General features: G+C 56.4%; 11 protein-coding genes and 1 pseudogene. 2 read left to right on the plus strand and 10 right to left on the minus strand.

The features are described 5' to 3' along the window. Positions 1-151 precede the first annotated feature (151 nt). On the plus strand, positions 152-1213 hold the full coding sequence (msrB, locus tag KZ772_RS12520; RefSeq protein ID WP_290536878.1) for a peptide-methionine (R)-S-oxide reductase MsrB: 1062 nt from the start codon (positions 152-154) through the stop codon (positions 1211-1213). Here msrB and KZ772_RS12525 read toward each other — a convergent pair. From KZ772_RS12525 to KZ772_RS12560, 8 genes are all read right to left on the minus strand, one after another. Next, on the minus strand, positions 1196-2521 hold the full coding sequence (locus KZ772_RS12525; protein ID WP_290536879.1) for a Na+/H+ antiporter NhaC family protein: 1326 nt from the start codon (positions 2519-2521) through the stop codon (positions 1196-1198). The genes msrB and KZ772_RS12525 overlap by 18 nt on opposite strands. A gap of 255 nt (positions 2522-2776) precedes the next feature. Beyond that, the gene (locus tag KZ772_RS12530) at positions 2777-3199 is read right to left on the minus strand and encodes a hypothetical protein (protein WP_290536880.1); all 423 of its coding nucleotides are present in this window, start codon (positions 3197-3199) and stop codon (positions 2777-2779) included. Positions 3200-3522: 323 nt separating this feature from the next. After that, positions 3523-6813 carry a carboxyl transferase domain-containing protein gene (locus tag KZ772_RS12535; protein WP_290536881.1) on the minus strand — a complete coding sequence of 1097 codons (3291 nt, stop codon included), beginning with the start codon at positions 6811-6813 and terminating at the stop codon, positions 3523-3525. A gap of 481 nt (positions 6814-7294) precedes the next feature. After that, positions 7295-8020, minus strand: a complete 726-nt coding sequence (locus tag KZ772_RS12540) for a hypothetical protein (RefSeq protein WP_290536882.1) — start codon at positions 8018-8020, stop codon at positions 7295-7297. A gap of 97 nt (positions 8021-8117) precedes the next feature. Next, positions 8118-8864 (minus strand): carotenoid oxygenase family protein, encoded by a 747-nt coding sequence (locus KZ772_RS12545; RefSeq protein WP_290536883.1) that lies wholly within the window; start codon positions 8862-8864, stop codon positions 8118-8120. Between the two features lie 238 nt (positions 8865-9102). Continuing rightward, complete coding sequence (locus KZ772_RS12550) at positions 9103-9861, minus strand: ATP-binding protein (RefSeq protein ID WP_290536884.1); 759 nt, start codon at positions 9859-9861, stop codon at positions 9103-9105. A 10-nt stretch (positions 9862-9871) separates the two neighbouring features. Next, entirely contained in the window at positions 9872-11806 is a 1935-nt protein-coding gene (locus tag KZ772_RS12555; RefSeq protein WP_290536885.1) for a DUF262 domain-containing protein, read from the minus strand. Positions 11807-12135: 329 nt separating this feature from the next. After that, a complete protein-coding gene (locus tag KZ772_RS12560; protein WP_290536886.1) occupies positions 12136-12558 on the minus strand; it encodes an RDD family protein in 423 nt (140 codons plus the stop codon). Between the two features lie 249 nt (positions 12559-12807). Here KZ772_RS12560 and KZ772_RS12565 point away from each other — a divergent pair, with 249 nt between their 5' ends. After that, complete coding sequence (locus KZ772_RS12565) at positions 12808-13251, plus strand: hypothetical protein (protein ID WP_290536887.1); 444 nt, start codon at positions 12808-12810, stop codon at positions 13249-13251. Positions 13252-13485: 234 nt separating this feature from the next. On the opposite strand, the gene KZ772_RS18605 is transcribed toward KZ772_RS12565, so the two are convergent. Both KZ772_RS18605 and glmS read right to left on the minus strand, forming a co-directional pair. Then, positions 13486-13617: a zinc ribbon domain-containing protein gene (locus tag KZ772_RS18605; protein WP_365870217.1), complete on the minus strand. Its 132-nt coding sequence runs from the start codon at positions 13615-13617 to the stop codon at positions 13486-13488. Between the two features lie 505 nt (positions 13618-14122). Further along, a pseudogene (glmS, locus tag KZ772_RS12570) lies at positions 14123-15951 on the minus strand (glutamine--fructose-6-phosphate transaminase (isomerizing)). Positions 15952-15967: the final 16 nt, after the last annotated feature.

The following is a 15967-nucleotide window of genomic DNA, read 5'->3' on the forward strand; positions in this document are numbered from 1 at the left end:
GGTCTTCTCCCTTTATTCTCGCTCACGGCCCCAGACTGTGCCTGAAGGACTGACCCGGCTCTGTGCGCAATCGCAGCGCCAGTGCGTAAGAGATCACCGGTTTTGCAACAAATCCGTTTGTCGGGCATCCAAGCTTCAGGAGGTAACAACCATGCGCACACTATTATTGCTAGCCGCTCTCACCCTGAGCGCCCCGGTACTGGCCGCAGAGGCCTACTTTGCCGGCGGCTGTTTCTGGTGTACCGAATCGGACTTTGAAGAGCTGGATGGCGTCAGTGAGGCCATCAGCGGCTTTGCCGGCGGAGACGAAAAGAACCCCAGCTACGAGGATGTGGCCCATGGCCGCACCGGCCATACGGAAACCGTCAAGGTAATCTATGACCCGGCGGTGGTGAGCTATGACAACCTGCTCACCTGGTTCTGGCAGCACGTGGATCCCACTGACCCCAACGGCCAGTTCGTGGATCGCGGCCAGCAATACCGCAGCGCCATTTTCTATCAGACCGAGGCAGAGAAAAGCGCTGCCCTGGCGTCACGCAAGGCACTGGAGGAAAGTGGCCGTTTCGACAAGCCAGTGGTGACCGAAATCACCGAGCTGGATGCCTTCTACCCGGCGGAGGACTACCACCAGGATTACTACAAGACCCACAGCCTCAAGTACAAGTACTACCGCTATCGCTCCGGTCGCGACCAGTTTCTGCAGGAACACTGGGACGACCCGAAGCATCGTCCCTGGCTGACCGACCAGGTCACCCAGCGCTGGCAGGGCCCGGAGCAGTTCCAACGGCCCAGCGATGCGGTGCTGAAAAAATCCTTGCCCAAACTGGTCTACCAGGTGACCCGGGAAGACGCCACCGAGCGGGCCTTCCAGAACGAATACTTCGACCACAAGGCCGAAGGCATCTACGTGGATGTGATCAGCGGCGAGCCGTTGTTTTCCTCCACGGACAAGTACAAGTCCGGCACCGGCTGGCCCAGCTTTACCCGGCCCATCGACAAGGAATTCGTGACCCTGCACGAAGACAACAAACTGTGGGCCACCCGCACGGAAGTGCGCAGCCGCTACGCGGATTCCCACCTGGGGCATGTGTTCAGCGACGGCCCCGAGCCCACCGGCCAGCGCTGGTGCATGAACTCCGCCGCGCTGCGCTTTGTGCCCAAGGCCGAGATGGAAAAACAGGGTTACGGGGAGTATTTATCCCTGTTTGAGTAATGGCAGCCGTGGCCGGTTGATGACAATGGCGATCACCCCGGCCACCGCCAGCGCCCAGCAGTAATGGATGGCACCGATCAGCGCCAGCGGCGACAGCCCGGCGATGGAACAGGCCAGCAACACCTGGGCGCCGTAGGGAATCAGCCCCTGCACCACGCAGGAAAAGATATCCAGCACACTGGCCGAGCGACGCAGGTCCACACCATGGTCTTCGGCGATGTCTCTGGCCATCTCCCCGGTAAGCACGATGGCCACGGTGTTGTTGGCCACGAACACATTGGCCACCACCACCAGCAAGGCAATGCCCATTTCCCCGGCCCGTTGCAGCGGCAGTTTCAGCCAGCGGGTCAGGCCGTGGATCCGTTCGATCAACCAGCGGGTGCCACCCTGGTCGGTCATCAGTTGCGACAGACCACCGATCAACATGGACAACAGCATGATCTCGAACATGCTTTCGAAACCGCTGTAGACCGCCCCGTTCACCTGGGCCAGCCCATAGTCCGCCCCCTGCACCATACCGGTGACCCCTGCCACGGCAATGCCGATGATCAGCACCGCCAACACGTTCAGCCCGCTCAGGGCCAAAGCAAAGACCAGCAGGTAAGGCAGCACCAACCAGGGCTGCAACGGCTCCGCCTGCACCTGATGGTCACCCCCGCCCAGCATCACCAGCACCGCCACGGTGACCAACGCCGCCGGCAGGGCAATCCAGATATTCACCCGGAACTTGTCCTTCAACGAGACGCCCTGGCTGCGGGTGGCAGCGATGGTGGTATCGGAAATCATCGACAGGTTGTCGCCGAACATGGCACCGCCCACCACGGCCCCCACGGCCAGCGGCAAGGGCAGCCCGGTGGCCTGGGCAAACCCGGCAGCAATCGGCGCGGTGGCAGCGACGGTTCCCATGGAGGTGCCCATGGCCGTGGCAATAAAACCGGCGATCAGAAACAGGGCAGGCAGCACCCAGTCAGAGGGAATGATGCGCAGACCAAACTGTACCGTCGCATCCACACTGCCGATGCTGTCGCTGACACTGGCAAAGGCCCCGGCCAGCAGGAACACCAGGCACATGAGGATGATGTTGGGGTGGCCGATCCCCACCAGCAGGCGTTCCACACTGCGGTTCAGCGTCTGCCGCGCCAGCACAAAAGCCAGCACGATCGCCGCCACGGCCACCACCGGCGCCTTGATCTGGTAAAAGGCGAACTCGGTGCCCTGCAGGCTGTAGTAGATCCCGCTACCGAAAAACACCGCCATAAAAAACAGCAGCGGCAGCAAAGGCCAGGCGCGGGCAGGGGCTTGAGTCATGGATCAGTCCGGATCAGCAGTAATTTCGGACAGTGTAGAGATTCCCGGCCGGAGGCGGTACCTATCCCCCCTAGCCGTAGGAGCGTCGCTGGCGGCGCGATTCCCACCCTTGTTTAAAAGCATTCTCACCACAGAGGGCACAGAGCACACCGAGCAAACCCTTTCTTTTCCTCAGTGATCTCTGTGCCCTCTGTGGTAATACATTCTTTATCGACGTTGGGTTATCGCGCCGCCAGCGACGCTCCTACGGCTAGTTCAGAACGTATCCACAAACGGCCGACCGCCACTCCCACCCCGGTGCCCGGACGCATTCAACCCGCGCAGCAACCACTGCCGGCTCTCCATGGGATCGATCACCGCATCGATCTCCAGGAAGCTGGCCATGTTCAGGGCCTTGCCCTGCTGGTAGGCCTTGGCCAGCAGGAACACCAGGCACATGAGGATGATGTTGGGGTGGCCGATCCCCACCAGCAGGCGTTCCACACTGCGGTTCAGCGTCTGCCGCGCCAGCACAAAAGCCAGCACGATCGCCGCCACGGCCACCACCGGCGCCTTGATCTGGTAAAAGGCGAACTCGGTGCCCTGCAGGCTGTAAGTAGATCCCGCTACCGAAAAACACCGCCATAAAAACAGCAGCAGCGGCAGCAAAGGCCAGGCGCGGGCAGGGGCTTGAGTCATGGATGTCCGGATCAGCAGTAATTTCGGACAGTGTAGAGATTCCCGGCCGGAGGCGGTACCTGCCGCACCTGTAGGAGCTTACCTGCAAGCGAAAGCCAGAAGGTGTCTCGAAGCCGCTGTAGGAGCGTCGCTGGCGGCGCGATTCCGAACCGCTTGTGTAAAAGAATCGACCGCAGGGCGATCAGGGAGAGGGCTCAGAGCACACCGAAAAGATTGCTGCTTTCTTTTCCTCAGTGATCTCTGTGCTCGGTTGTGGTAAGCGTCATTCTTATCGACGTTGGGTTATCGCGCCGCCAGCTCGACACTCGTAGCTAGTAGCTGGTTCAGAACGTATCCACAAACGGCCGACCGCCATTCCCGCCCCGGTGCCCGGACGCATTCAACCCGCGCAGCAACCACTGCCGGCTCTCCATGGGATCGATCACCGCATCGATCTCCAGGAAGCTGGCCATGTTCAGGGCCTTGCCCTGCTGGTAGGCCTTGGCCACCAGTTTGTCGAACAGGCGTTGCCGTTTCTCCGCGCTGGGCTGAGCCGCCAACTCCTTGGCGAAGCCAAGGCGCACCGCCCCTTCCAGCCCCATGGCGCCGAACTCGGCGCTGGGCCAGGCGGCGGTGAACAGCGGCGAATGGAAACTGCCCGCCGCCATGGCCTGGGCGCCCAGGCCGTAGCCCTTGCGCAGCACCAGGGTGAAGAACGGCACCGTCAGGCTGGCGGCGGTGACGAACATCCGTGACACATGGCGCACCGTGGCCTGCTGCTCCGCCTCCGGCCCCACCATGAAACCGGGGGTATCGCACAGGGACACCATGGGCAGGCCGAAGGCCTCGCACAGCTGCATAAACCGAGCGGCCTTGTCGCCGCCCACCGCATCGATGGCGCCGCCCAGGTGGCCCGGGTTGTTGGCAATCAACCCAAAGGGGTGCCCTTCGATCCGTACCAGCGCAGTGATCATCCCCGGGGCAAATTCACGGCGCAGTTCCAGTACCGAGTCGCGGTCCGACAGGGTGTCGATGACCTGGCGGATGTCATAAACCCGGGTGCGTTTTTCCGGAATCTGGTGGCGCAGTTCGCGCTGGTCGGCAGCCTGCCAGTCGCTGACCCGGGTATGGGACAGCTGACCCTGAAAATAGGACAGGTACTGCTTGGCCACCGCCACCGCTTCCCTCTCGTCCTCCACGACCACATCCACCACCCCATTGGGCCCCTGCACCGTCACCGGCCCCACCTGCTCCGGGGTGAACCGGCCCAGGCCGCCGCCTTCGATCATGGCCGGGCCGGCCATGCCGATGCTGGCGTCTTTCGTGGCGATGATCACATCGCAGCAACCCAGCAAGGCCGCGTTGCCGGCAAAGCACCTACCGGAACCGATACCCACCAGCGGCACCTGCCCGGACAACCGGGCCATGGCGGCAAAGGTATGGCAATCCAGCCCGGCCACGCCAACAAAGTCGGTATCGCCGGGTCGCCCACCACCACCTTCGGCAAACAGCACCAGCGGCATCTTCCACTGGCCGGCCAGCTGCAGCAGGCGATCAGTCTTCTTGTGGTTCATCATCCCCTGGGTACCGGCGAACACGGTGTAGTCGTAGCTCATGGCCAGCACTCGGGCGGCCTCGTCACCGAACTGTTCGGCATTGACGGTGCCGGTGCCACCGATCAGGCCGTCCGCCGGGCTCATGGCCTGCAACTCTTCGGCACTGCGGCGACGGCGCTGGGCGGCCAAGGCCATGGCGCCGTATTCCTGGAAGCTGTCCGCATCAAGCAGATCATCGAGATTTTCCCGGGCGGTGCGCTTGCCCTTGCTGTGGCGTTTTTCCACCGCCTGGGGGCGACCGGCATCGCTGATGGCCTGATGGCGATCCAGCACTTCCGCCAGATCCTGGCGGATATGATCCAGGTCCACGCTTTCTTCCGTGGCGATGGCATCCCCTGCCACCTCACCGGGCTCCACAAACAACAGCGGCGAGGCCTCGTTCAGGGCATCGCCTTCCTGCGCGGCCAAGCTGTGCACCCGGCCGGCAATGGCGGCGCGCACCTCGAATTCCATCTTCATGGCTTCCAGCACTGCCACCACCTGGCCCACCTGCACCGTGTCGCCCTGCTGCACCAGCAGGGACACCAGCACGCCGGTGGTGGGACTGGTCAGCGCCTCGCATCCAGTTGGAGTGGCAAGGGTTTGAGCCTGTGGTGATGAATCGGCAGACGGCAAGTCCGGGGTCACGTCAGTGGGCAGCGCCCGCAACAGCTCTGGCAGGTGGGTTTCCACATAGCGGGTGGTCACCGCGTTGGCCTGCACCGCGTCACTGGCCAGCAAGGCCTGCAGCAGCGGCAGGTTGCTTTGCACGCCCTCAATACGAGTCTGCTTCAGGGCCCGGCGGGCACGCTGCAGCACCGTGTCATAGTCCGCCCCAGTGACGATCAATTTGGCCAGCAGGGAATCATAGGCCGGGCTGACCGGGTAACCAGCATAGCCATAACCATCCACCCGAATCCCCGGCCCGCTGGCGGGCTCATAGGCGGTGAGGGTGCCTGCCGACGGCGCGGTGCTGCCATCGGCCTTGAGGGTCTCCAGGTTGAGGCGCAGTTGCACCGCCATGCCCTCACAGGCCGGTGCGGTTTCAAGGTTCAGGTCGGCCAGGCTCGCCCCGGCCGCCAGCCAGATCTGGCTCTGCACCAGATCCAGCCCGGTGACCTGCTCGGTGACCGTGTGCTCCACCTGCACCCGGGGGTTGGCTTCCATAAAGTAGAAACGGTTCTGTTCCGGCTCCACCAGAAACTCGAAGGTGCCGATGCCCAGATAGTTCACTGACCTGGCCAGCGTCAGGGCGCTGTCGATGATGCGGTCGCGCAGGTCGGCGTCGAGCCCCGGCGCCGGGGCAAACTCCACCAGCTTCTGGTGGCGACGCTGCAGGGTGCAGTCCCGTTCCCACAGATGGCTCACCGCCCCGCTGCCATCACCCAGCACCTGCACCTCGATATGGCGGGCGGCGGGCACCAGCTGCTCCACATACACCGCCTCGTTGCCAAAGGCGGCCTTCGCCTCCGACTGACAACGCTGAAAGGCCGCCTCCAGCTCTGCTAGGTCAGTAACCGCTCGCATACCGCGCCCGCCACCGCCGCTCAAGGCCTTGATCATCACCCCGCTTCCCGCAACCTCCAGCGACGCCATAAAGGCCCGGGCTTCCTCCAGCGTCACCGCCTGCTCGGTACCCTGCACCAACGGCACCTGGCACCGGGCCGCCAACGCCCGGGCCGAGGCCTTGTCGCCAAACAACCGCAACGTCTCCGCCCCCGGCCCGATCAACGTCAGCCCGGCCCGGGCACACTGCTCGGCAAAGTCCGCATTCTCGGCCAGAAAACCGTACCCGGGATGAATCGCCTCACAACCCTGCTCCCTGGCAACCGCGATCAACTGCGCCCCATCCAGATACGCCGGCACCCCCCGCCCCGGCAACGCCACCGCCTCATCCACCTGGCGGGTGTGCAGAGAGTGCTGGTCATCCTCCGCAAACACCCCCACGGAACGAATCCCCAGATCCGCACAGGCATTGGCAATACGAATGGCAATCTCGCCACGGTTGGCAATCAGGACGGCAGAAAACGGGACGGGCACGGCGCACTCCAGTCTTAGATTCGACGGCAAAGACCACAGTGTAGCCAGTTGGGGTTATCGATGGCATTGATCGGGGTGCATGGAGGGATATGCATTGGGTTAATGCTGGTTTGTCGGGATAAAGGCCACGGGGAAAGACCTGACCCCCGTGATCCTTGGTAATTCATGCGTGTCCCTGGTTACTGCCAGTCCGAGTCAGCTTAAATCCCAGATACAGAACAGCGCCGTAAACCGCGAACAGATTAAACCAGTTGTGCTCAACAGCCTCGCTTCTAAGAAGAGATATTAAAAATCCAGCAAACAAAGCGTTTGCCAAGAAAAGCAGCTGCCACGCCCACTTTCTGCCTCTTTGTAACGCATGCTCAAGGCCCGCATAAATTGTCAGCCTGAAGAAGATAACAGCCAACAATATGTATATTGTCTCAAAGTTGACTCCTGCCCAATTCATGCATGTCCCCGATTAGTTGTTTGACTATAAGTCTCACTCTTCGAGTTGGCGCCTAAACTGCTGATCATATTCAGCGCGCAATCGGTCAACTTCATCACAAAAATCGATCTGATCGAACATCCAATTTGTCCCCCTCTCGCCGGCCAGCCAATTTAGAGTCATCTCTTTGGTCTTCGTGGCGCCCTTCCAGCTATTAATGCCTTTCAGGGCTAATACGATATTTCCGGGCCAATCCGTGCCGCCGAACCGGATCGGCATTATGTGGTCCCTGGAAAAGTTAATGGGATCACGGATCAATGGCTCGCCGGAGTAATAGCATCGGCCTTGCTGAATTTCGAAAATTCGGTCAATACAGGCATTGGTGTGGAACCCCTCGGCTTGTGCTTCACGGGCCTTCCTCTCTTTCTCTCTTCTTTTGTCCTTGGCGCTTTTCATGACGCGCATTGCAAGCTTCTTCGCTTGCTGGGGATCCTCAAAGACAAAACGGTGGCATTCAACATGTTCTAACAGCTCCGTGACCTCGCAAGTCTCATCGTCAAAGTGCGTGTCTCGGCAAAATATGGTTTCAATCAGTGTATGTTGGGTGCTTGACTCCACCAATGCTTCCCAGCAGGGCTTGCTGACGAAACTGCGATCAACAATATGTATCCAAAAGCTGGCTGGTTCACTAGGTCGAACTCCAAATTTTGGGTAACTTGAAGCTCCAAAAATATTGGAACCCCAGCCAGTGTAATCGATTTTGTGCAAGCGTTTGTCCATACAGCCTCAGGTGGCGAACAATTCCCGCAGGAATAATGTGAACATTAAAAACAGGTCATACAACATGAGATATGCGCAACTTTAGAGAGTCAGGTCTCTAAATTCTCACACCATATAATCTTGCCTGGGAAATGGGAGACCTGACCCAGGATCTCATTACAAAGGACCCCTTCTCCACCAGATGCCCGGAGGGAGCGATCTTGTAGAGATCAATGGCGCCTTTGCCTGTCAGCGCTCCCTTCGGATTGAACGACGGACGAATGCCGAAGTTGTAATAAATCCCGGTGCGTGGATTCACCTTACCGTGGGCACTGAAGGTATTGAACTTGCCCAGCTTGCCGTCGTAATCGTACTCGCCAATGGTATCCAGGGTGGCCGAGTCCAGTTGCCAGGGGCGGCCCCCTTCCCATAACGCCAGCAGCTTGCCGCCGTGATAGATCAGGTTGGTATTGGCGCAGTTTGCCGGCAGGCGGCCGATGTTTTTGCGGATGCCACCGGGCGCATTGTGGCCGAAGCTGCGCATGACGATTTTGTTGGCCCTGGTTTCCGCCAGGTACTTGGGCGTGCGCACATAACGGTTGCGGTAGACCACACCGTCACTCGTAAAGGACACGGAATGCAGCATGCCATCGCCATCAAACCAGTGACCGAACTCCTGCCCACCGATCTTGTTGCGCCCCGGACCGATACGGAAAAAGGTGCCGCTGACGGCATCCGGGATCGTCCCTTTCACTGCGTTGAAAGGAACAAGGTATTCCAGCCCTTCGTTGAGCGCTTCAAAACCACCGTGATGCGTTACCGGCTTACCGGGATACGTCCGCAGCGAAATCACTTCTGCAGCCATGGGATAACCCCTGCATTTGTTCTTGTCAGAGATCCCTTTCTAAGCCTTGGTGTGGTGGCGTGCAAGGAGGGTTAAACAGCTAATTGTTTGGTGTTTCACTATGTGGATGATGGGGCTTGGAGATAAGCGGCTCTGTTTTTGGACACAAGGAAAGTTGGAGTTCGTTATGCTCCGGTTAGTCGCCTTCTGGTTTCGAAACCTCACGGGACAAGATCTGATCCCGCATCTTCTGCATTTTTCAGAAGTCAGGCCTGTTTTGATCGCGCCGGCGAACTATACTCGGCAAATTCTCAATGGAAATATGATCTGTTCGATTGCCCGTGCGAATATAAAAACGGTAGTTTTTACCATCTTTTAGAAAGCTTTCTTTTTCACGCCTAGCCACTTCGACCCTTGCTACCAACTTACAGTCTATCGTGTGGGATGTTATTTTTAGATGATGAAGTACGACTTTCCCATCCAAGAATCTTCCCTCAACTAGAGATCGAAAACGAAGCTCCCATTTGTCAAAGTCCCCACCAGGACCAAGAAACTCAAAATCTTTATCAAGGCCAAAAATATTTAGGTTATCTTCAATGCCAACATAAAGAACCCCTCCTTCAGCATTAAGAAAACCACAGACCGTTTTCAGACATGAATGAACCACTTTTTCTGGGCTGATCTGGCCAATAGGCGTATCTGGCCTTGATTTGCTTTGCTTAATATCGTGCAGCAACGTAGATTTAAACTCTAAATGAGCGCCCTCACCCTTTAATATCTCATCCCTAACATAAGAATCCGGCACCTTATCCGAGACTGAAACAACTCTTTTCTGCTCAAATTCTCCTGCATTAATCGGCGGAGATATTATTAATCCGAGCAAAGCCAGCTCTTTTCCGACGGCAGGTGCCACATCAAACGGATGACCATCTTCGATCTGAAAAATCTCCGCCAGCTCGGGGATCGATTTTTCTATACCTCTATATGCGGTATGAATTAGTTTAGCCTTCTCGTCCATGAGAGGCGTCCTATAAGGTAATAACAAGGTTTCGCTCAAAGTAATTTGCAATCAGCGTAGCCCTATGATCCCAGAAAGAAAGGGGATCAGGCTGTCTGGCCACAAGAATTTCAAAGCTTTCCTTGTCAATAAAGTAACGCTCCAGCGTCTTTGAAAGGTGGTCAAATTTCAAACCGGCATCTAATATCGCCTGACCCGGTACCTTTGCCTTCCATTTGTTGTTGGAAACTCGGGAAAGTGGAGTTAAATTTGCGATAGATTCTTTGTAATCGTATTCAGCAACCTGTGGGTCAAGCACATCTTTCAAGTCTCCCGATTTATTACTAGCACACCAGGCCCGAGGATATATATGATGCATTTCGAAGTTGTCGGATTCTGGAAATGAGATTATGGTTTGAGCGCTCAAAATATCTTTTGTTGCACGTCCAATGAACGGTAGCTGAAGTGCTTTCTGCAATGCTCCAGACAATCGCCCTTTCAAAGCCAACGCTTTCAAATCTTCATTGCTAGGGCCTTTAGTTTCCATCAAATCGGTTAGTTTTCCCTGTGCAAAATCCACCCAGCTCATCGCAGAAGGGTAGTTCTCTCGCTCGTCAAGTATCCCTCTAAGGCTCTTCAGGTCTGTTCCAAGCTGCGTGAGAAAGCCCTGGTCATAACGATTAGTGAGTGCATTTCGCCAAAAGAAAGCTCTGTACAGAGCATCAAGATCATCAATACTCCAACGACAAGCTTGCGGCTCAAATGCTTTTCTCCAACGCAGCCCCACATAAATTGAGCTGGAGATTGGATAAGGGCATGCTTCCATTGGGAAGTAACCCTCGGCAACGCACTTCTGGAAATCGCCTAGAAATTCGGCCAGCCTTTCTTCGTTTTGAATAACATTGCGCCAGTGAGTAGCTGGAGTTGCTAAGAGGTCAGCAGACTTAACCGAGGAGATTGAAGCGCTCCCTTTCACTGGAGAGCCAGACCTTTTTCGTGGCTCGGGCTTTTCATCAAGTGCGACATAGCAGGCGGTTACCATTTGAGCTATCAACTCGGGCCGCTTGTTACGACTCGCCCAACCTGTGGCTCCATCATGCTGACCCAAGTCGTCAATCCAATCCCTGAGGTCAATGCCACCACCCCCTGCAGCCTGAGTTTCTGCATATAACGTGGAATGTATCAAATCTACAGTTGATACCTTCGTGCCCGTTGTGTTTAGTGTTTCAAATATTTCACAAATTTCATCAAGCCTATATGAGCTTGGTACGACATATACAGCCATTTTAGTAGAGTTGATGCCGTTAAATGCCTCGCGAAGAACAGTCTTTCTGTTTGCTAGCTCCTCTGCATTCGGCAACTCATTACCGGGATAGTTTTTGGGGTCACTCACAGCCTCCGTATAATTTAGCCATTGTGCGAAAAGACCGTCCACATTAGGATCAAGCGCGAGAGGGAAAAGCCCCTTACCGATACAGACGCTCGGTGTGCTCAGGTTCTCCTCAACTATCTCTCTTCGTTTCTTAAAAAGAATTCGCTTCGTCGGTTCTTTCTCCGCTACATTAAGGAAAAATTCACCAGCAAATTTGTAACTGCCATTTACTGGATGCAACCCACCAAATGCCATGGCGATCGACGTGCATCTCTGACGCCCATCTAGAATGGCATAGTAAGAATTGGGCTTACGATCTTTAGGGGCAAAATACTTTGGTGCTGTACGTTTATTCTCAGCATCCCAGTCGGGAATGGATACAGGTTCCAACGGGAGTTCTGCCTCATCGGCTTGAGCCCATAGAGTCACCATGCCTATAGGTCTCGAGCGTAGAATTGAATCAATAAGTCCAATCACCTGGGCTTCATTCCAAACAAAATCTCGCTGGAACTGTGGAACTTGCCACGCCCCACTTTTAAGATTAGCGATTATTTGATCAATCTTTGCTTCTTGAACGTGAAGGTCGTTAGACATCCCTGTAAGTTCTCCTGTTAAGTCAACATTCCCACCCGCTATTGAGCGCCTATTTACTCTAACACTGGTTAGTTGCGTCTTCGAAGACCAACAATAATATTAGTAAAAGATCATACCAAGCTCGACCACTAGCAAAGAAGTTATTTAGTTGTCCTGTACTTCTTATTTTGCAACTTTCGGTCATTGAGCAGCTGTATCAGCTTATCGAGATCTGGGCTCATCTCTAGCCTTAAGCTCTTACCAACCCGTAACGTCTATCGCGCCGCCAGCAACCTCTCTAGGAATCCCCCACCTTGCGAAGCAGCCCCCACCGATATCGCGGCTCACGGTTAGCCTTCTTTCTGTTTATTAGCGAGCTCCCCAGCAAAGACAACCCGCGTCCCAGCGACCATGTCATGAAAACCTTTCTGCTCCCGAGAAACAAGCACAGGAATAATGAGGAAAACATTCAGGGATACCAACAGTGAGAACAGCAAGCACCGGCGGAACCATTGAAACCCGGATGGAGGATGGCCGGTTTTCGCATCTATAACCTTCAAGCCGAATAGCCTTTTCCCCAGATGCAGACCTGTCAACCAGTACACAAAAAAGCCCAGCGGTATAGCCAGCAGCATCAGGGCTTCAGCAGGCATGAAACCTGTCACTAGCCCGGCGTGCACGGCGATTTTATTGGTTAGCATGATCACACCGGAAACCAGCACCAAATCAATGATAAATGCCGGAATCCTGAGCAACGCTGTCTTCATTTCCATATGCCGATTCCTTTTTATTCTTTGTTCAAGACAATACAGAGCCCGGAGTCCAGGATCAAAGTCTTACATTTCCCATTAGCTGCATTGGTGCAATGGGAATTAAGAGGCCTCTAAACCCGACCTCTTACAAAACGTCCACGCAGACCCGAATTATCAACAACGGGCTTTCCCCTATGGTCCGTGATAAATTTCCATTCAGATTTCTGATGCCAGATTATTTCCTTCTGGCTGCACTGCATGGGGGTACTGATGTCTCGATTTGCCGTATTGCTCGGTTTGCTGCTTGTTTCTTCCAATATTGCTGCTGCCCGGCTCACCGGCCTATGGGTTGGCTATTACAGCTATGGGGGTAACGCCCGTGTGCCCATGTCCGTCGTGATCCAGTCCGATGGCTCTACGTTAATCGGGCAGATGATTGAGCCTCAGACCTCAGGCGAGGCACTGGATATCGGCCGCCCCGCCATTATTTTCGGCGAGTCAGATGGCAATAGAGTCGTGTTCGACAAGGCTTATTTTTCTGACCTGAAAAGCATTACGCCCATTAGGCTCAAGGAAGATGCCCAGCCGGTTGAGTACAAGCTGGTTTTGAGCCAACAGGGTCAGGTAATGTCGGGCCAGTGGTTTATTGGTGAGGCGTTTGGGGAGGCCAGCTTCAAGCGAGTCACACCAGAAACGGTGGATCGTCTTCGTTAACAGATAAATTTTAGCGTCGATAAAGTGCCGGTTGTTTCATTAAACCTCTTTTATCGCGCCGCCAGCGACGCTCCTACGGCAAGGCGATTGTTGTCAGCCAGGCACCCACAAAAAAGCCCGGCAATGCCGGGCTTTCACTGTTAACTATTCACTATTAACTGCCTTTACTCCACCGTCACCGACTTCGCCAGATTCCGCGGCTGATCCACATCCGTCCCCCGCAGCACCGCTGGCTCATGGCAATAGAAAGCCCAATGGCAAAGTCGGGGAGTTTTTCAGAGGTTCCCTAAGAAAGTCACCAATATTCCTCAACGCGCTTGCTTTTCCTCTATAAAACTCTGTGTAGCCACATTTCGCGCAAGACACAAAAGAACGGCACGACTCGAAAGAATACCTCCAGAGCCCCTCATTTCTCCTGCTTTATACTCACCGAACCCACACTTGGCGCACTCGTATTTTCTCCCCTGAAGAGCCAGATACTGGGCTTTGTGTGCTTCAATTTCTGTATCTTGGGGAGATGCCGGGCATCCACATCGAACACAACGTTTCTCATCTGCTTCATTTCCAAGCTCACAGGCCATGCAGCGCCATTTCAGCGCCGATAACAGTGTATTAATTAGAACGTTCCATAACGAGTCAGTTTCATTGACAGCAAAGTGCTTGATTAACAAGAAAACTGCAAAGACATACGTTGTCGCCTGAGGGACTTTCCGCTGAAAACGGAGAAGTCCGCACTTACCGGATGCTTGTGTACCGCGCCGCCAGCGACGCTCCTACGGCAAGGCTATTGTTGTCAGCCAGGCACCCACAAAAAAGCCCGGCAATGCCGGGCTTTCACTGTTAACTATTCACTATTAACTGTTAACTGCCTTTACTCCACCGTCACCGACTTCGCCAGATTCCGCGGCTGATCCACATCCGTCCCCCGCAGCACCGCCACATGATAGCTAAGCAACTGCAACGGCACGGTATAGACGATCGGGGCAATGGTTTCCGGCACGGCGGGCATGTTCAGCACGTGGATGCCTTCGCCTTCTTTCACGTGGGCGTTCTTGTCGGCGAACACGTACAGCTCACCGCCACGGGCACGGACTTCCTGCAGGTTGGATTTGAGCTTTTCCAGCAGTTCGTCGTTGGGCGCCACGGAGACCACCGGCATGTCGCTGTCTACCAGGGCCAGGGGGCCGTGCTTGAGCTCGCCGGCCGGGTAGGCTTCGGCGTGGATGTAGGAAATTTCCTTGAGCTTGAGGGCGCCTTCCAGGGCCACCGGAAATTGCACGCCACGGCCCAGGAACAGGGTGTGGTGTTTTTCCACGAAGGCTTCGGAAAGCTTCTCGATGGGCTTGTCCAGCGCAACGGTCTGTTCGATCAGGTTGGGCAGCTGGCGCAGTTCGTCAAGGATGCCTTCGATGCGGGTATCGTCCAGGCCTTTCTGGCGACCCAGGGCCAGCACCAGCATGAGCAGGCCGGTGAGCTGGGTGGTGAATGCCTTGGTGGAGGCCACGCCGATTTCCGGGCCGGCCTTGGTGAGGAATACCAGTTCGGATTCGCGCACCAGGGAGGAGCTATCCACGTTGCAGATGGCCAGGCGACCCACGTAGTTGGGTGACTGGGTATCACGCAGGGCGGCCAGGGTGTCGGCGGTTTCGCCGCTCTGGGAGATGGTGACGAACAGGGTGCCTTCCGGTACCACATGGTTGCGGTAGCGGAATTCACTGGCCACTTCCACCTGGCAGGGAATGCCGGCGATGTCTTCCAGCCAGTAACGGGCCACCATGCCGGCGTGGTAGCTGGTGCCGCAGGCAACGATCTGCACGGTTTTCACCCGGTCGAAGATGGCCGGGGCTTTTTCGCCGAAGGCGTCGATCAGGCTCGCCGGGCTGTCGATGCGCCCTTCCAGGGTTTTCTGGATGGCCGCCGGCTGCTCGAAGATTTCCTTCTGCATGTAGTGGCGGTATTCGCCTTTTTCCGCGTCTTCGTGGGTGCCGTCGAATTCATGGGTGTCGCGGTTGGCCGGGTTGCCCTGTGCATCGACGATGCGGATGTTGTCGGTGCTGATTTCTGCCTGGTCGCCTTCTTCCAGGAAGATGAAGCGGTTGGTCACCGGCAGCAGGGCCAGCTGATCGGAGGCGATGTAGTTTTCGTCGATGCCCAGGCCGATGACCAGCGGGCTGCCGGAGCGCACGGCGACCAGCTTGTGGGGCTCGTCCTTGTGGATCACACCCAGGGCGTAGGCGCCATCGAGTTTTTTCACCACTTGCTGGACGGCGGTGAACAGATCCACGCCGGTGGCCAGCACCTGGTGGAGCAGGTGCACGATGACTTCGGTGTCGGTCTGGGACTGGAAGGCATAACCGGCGGCTTCCAGTTCGTCTTTCAGTTCCTGGAAGTTTTCGATGATGCCGTTGTGCACCAGGGCCAGATCGCTGCCGGACATGTGCGGGTGGGCATTGGCTTCGAGGGTTTGCCGTGGGTGGCCCAGCGGGTATGGGCAATGCCGGTGAAGCCGCTGGCATGCTCGTCCGTGGTGGCGGCTTCCAGGCCGGCCACCTTACCCTGGCGGCGCACCCGGGTAATGCCGGAATCATTGAGCAGCGCCACACCGGCGCTGTCGTAGCCCCGGTATTCCAGGCGCTTGAGGCCGGTGATCAGGATATTGGTGACATTACGCTGGGCAATGGCCCCGACGATTCCACACATGTTGGTTTCCACATGT

The sequence above is a fragment of the Alcanivorax sp. genome (genome assembly GCF_019431375.1).
GTDB classification, from domain to species: domain Bacteria; phylum Pseudomonadota; class Gammaproteobacteria; order Pseudomonadales; family Alcanivoracaceae; genus Alcanivorax; species Alcanivorax jadensis_A.

Excerpts from the sequence above, each read along its gene's own strand:
- msrB (WP_290536878.1), top strand. The coding sequence starts at position 152 with ATGCGCACACTATTATTGCTAGCCGCTCTCACCCTGAGCGCCCCGGTA.
- KZ772_RS12525 (WP_290536879.1), bottom strand. The coding sequence starts at position 2,521 with ATGACTCAAGCCCCTGCCCGCGCCTGGCCTTTGCTGCCGCTGCTGTTT.
- KZ772_RS12530 (WP_290536880.1), bottom strand. The coding sequence starts at position 3,199 with ATGACTCAAGCCCCTGCCCGCGCCTGGCCTTTGCTGCCGCTGCTGCTG.
- KZ772_RS12540 (WP_290536882.1), bottom strand. The coding sequence starts at position 8,020 with ATGGACAAACGCTTGCACAAAATCGATTACACTGGCTGGGGTTCCAAT.
- KZ772_RS12545 (WP_290536883.1), bottom strand. The coding sequence starts at position 8,864 with ATGGCTGCAGAAGTGATTTCGCTGCGGACGTATCCCGGTAAGCCGGTA.
- KZ772_RS12550 (WP_290536884.1), bottom strand. The coding sequence starts at position 9,861 with ATGGACGAGAAGGCTAAACTAATTCATACCGCATATAGAGGTATAGAA.
- KZ772_RS12555 (WP_290536885.1), bottom strand. The coding sequence starts at position 11,806 with ATGTCTAACGACCTTCACGTTCAAGAAGCAAAGATTGATCAAATAATC.
- KZ772_RS12560 (WP_290536886.1), bottom strand. The coding sequence starts at position 12,558 with ATGGAAATGAAGACAGCGTTGCTCAGGATTCCGGCATTTATCATTGAT.
- KZ772_RS12565 (WP_290536887.1), top strand. The coding sequence starts at position 12,808 with ATGTCTCGATTTGCCGTATTGCTCGGTTTGCTGCTTGTTTCTTCCAAT.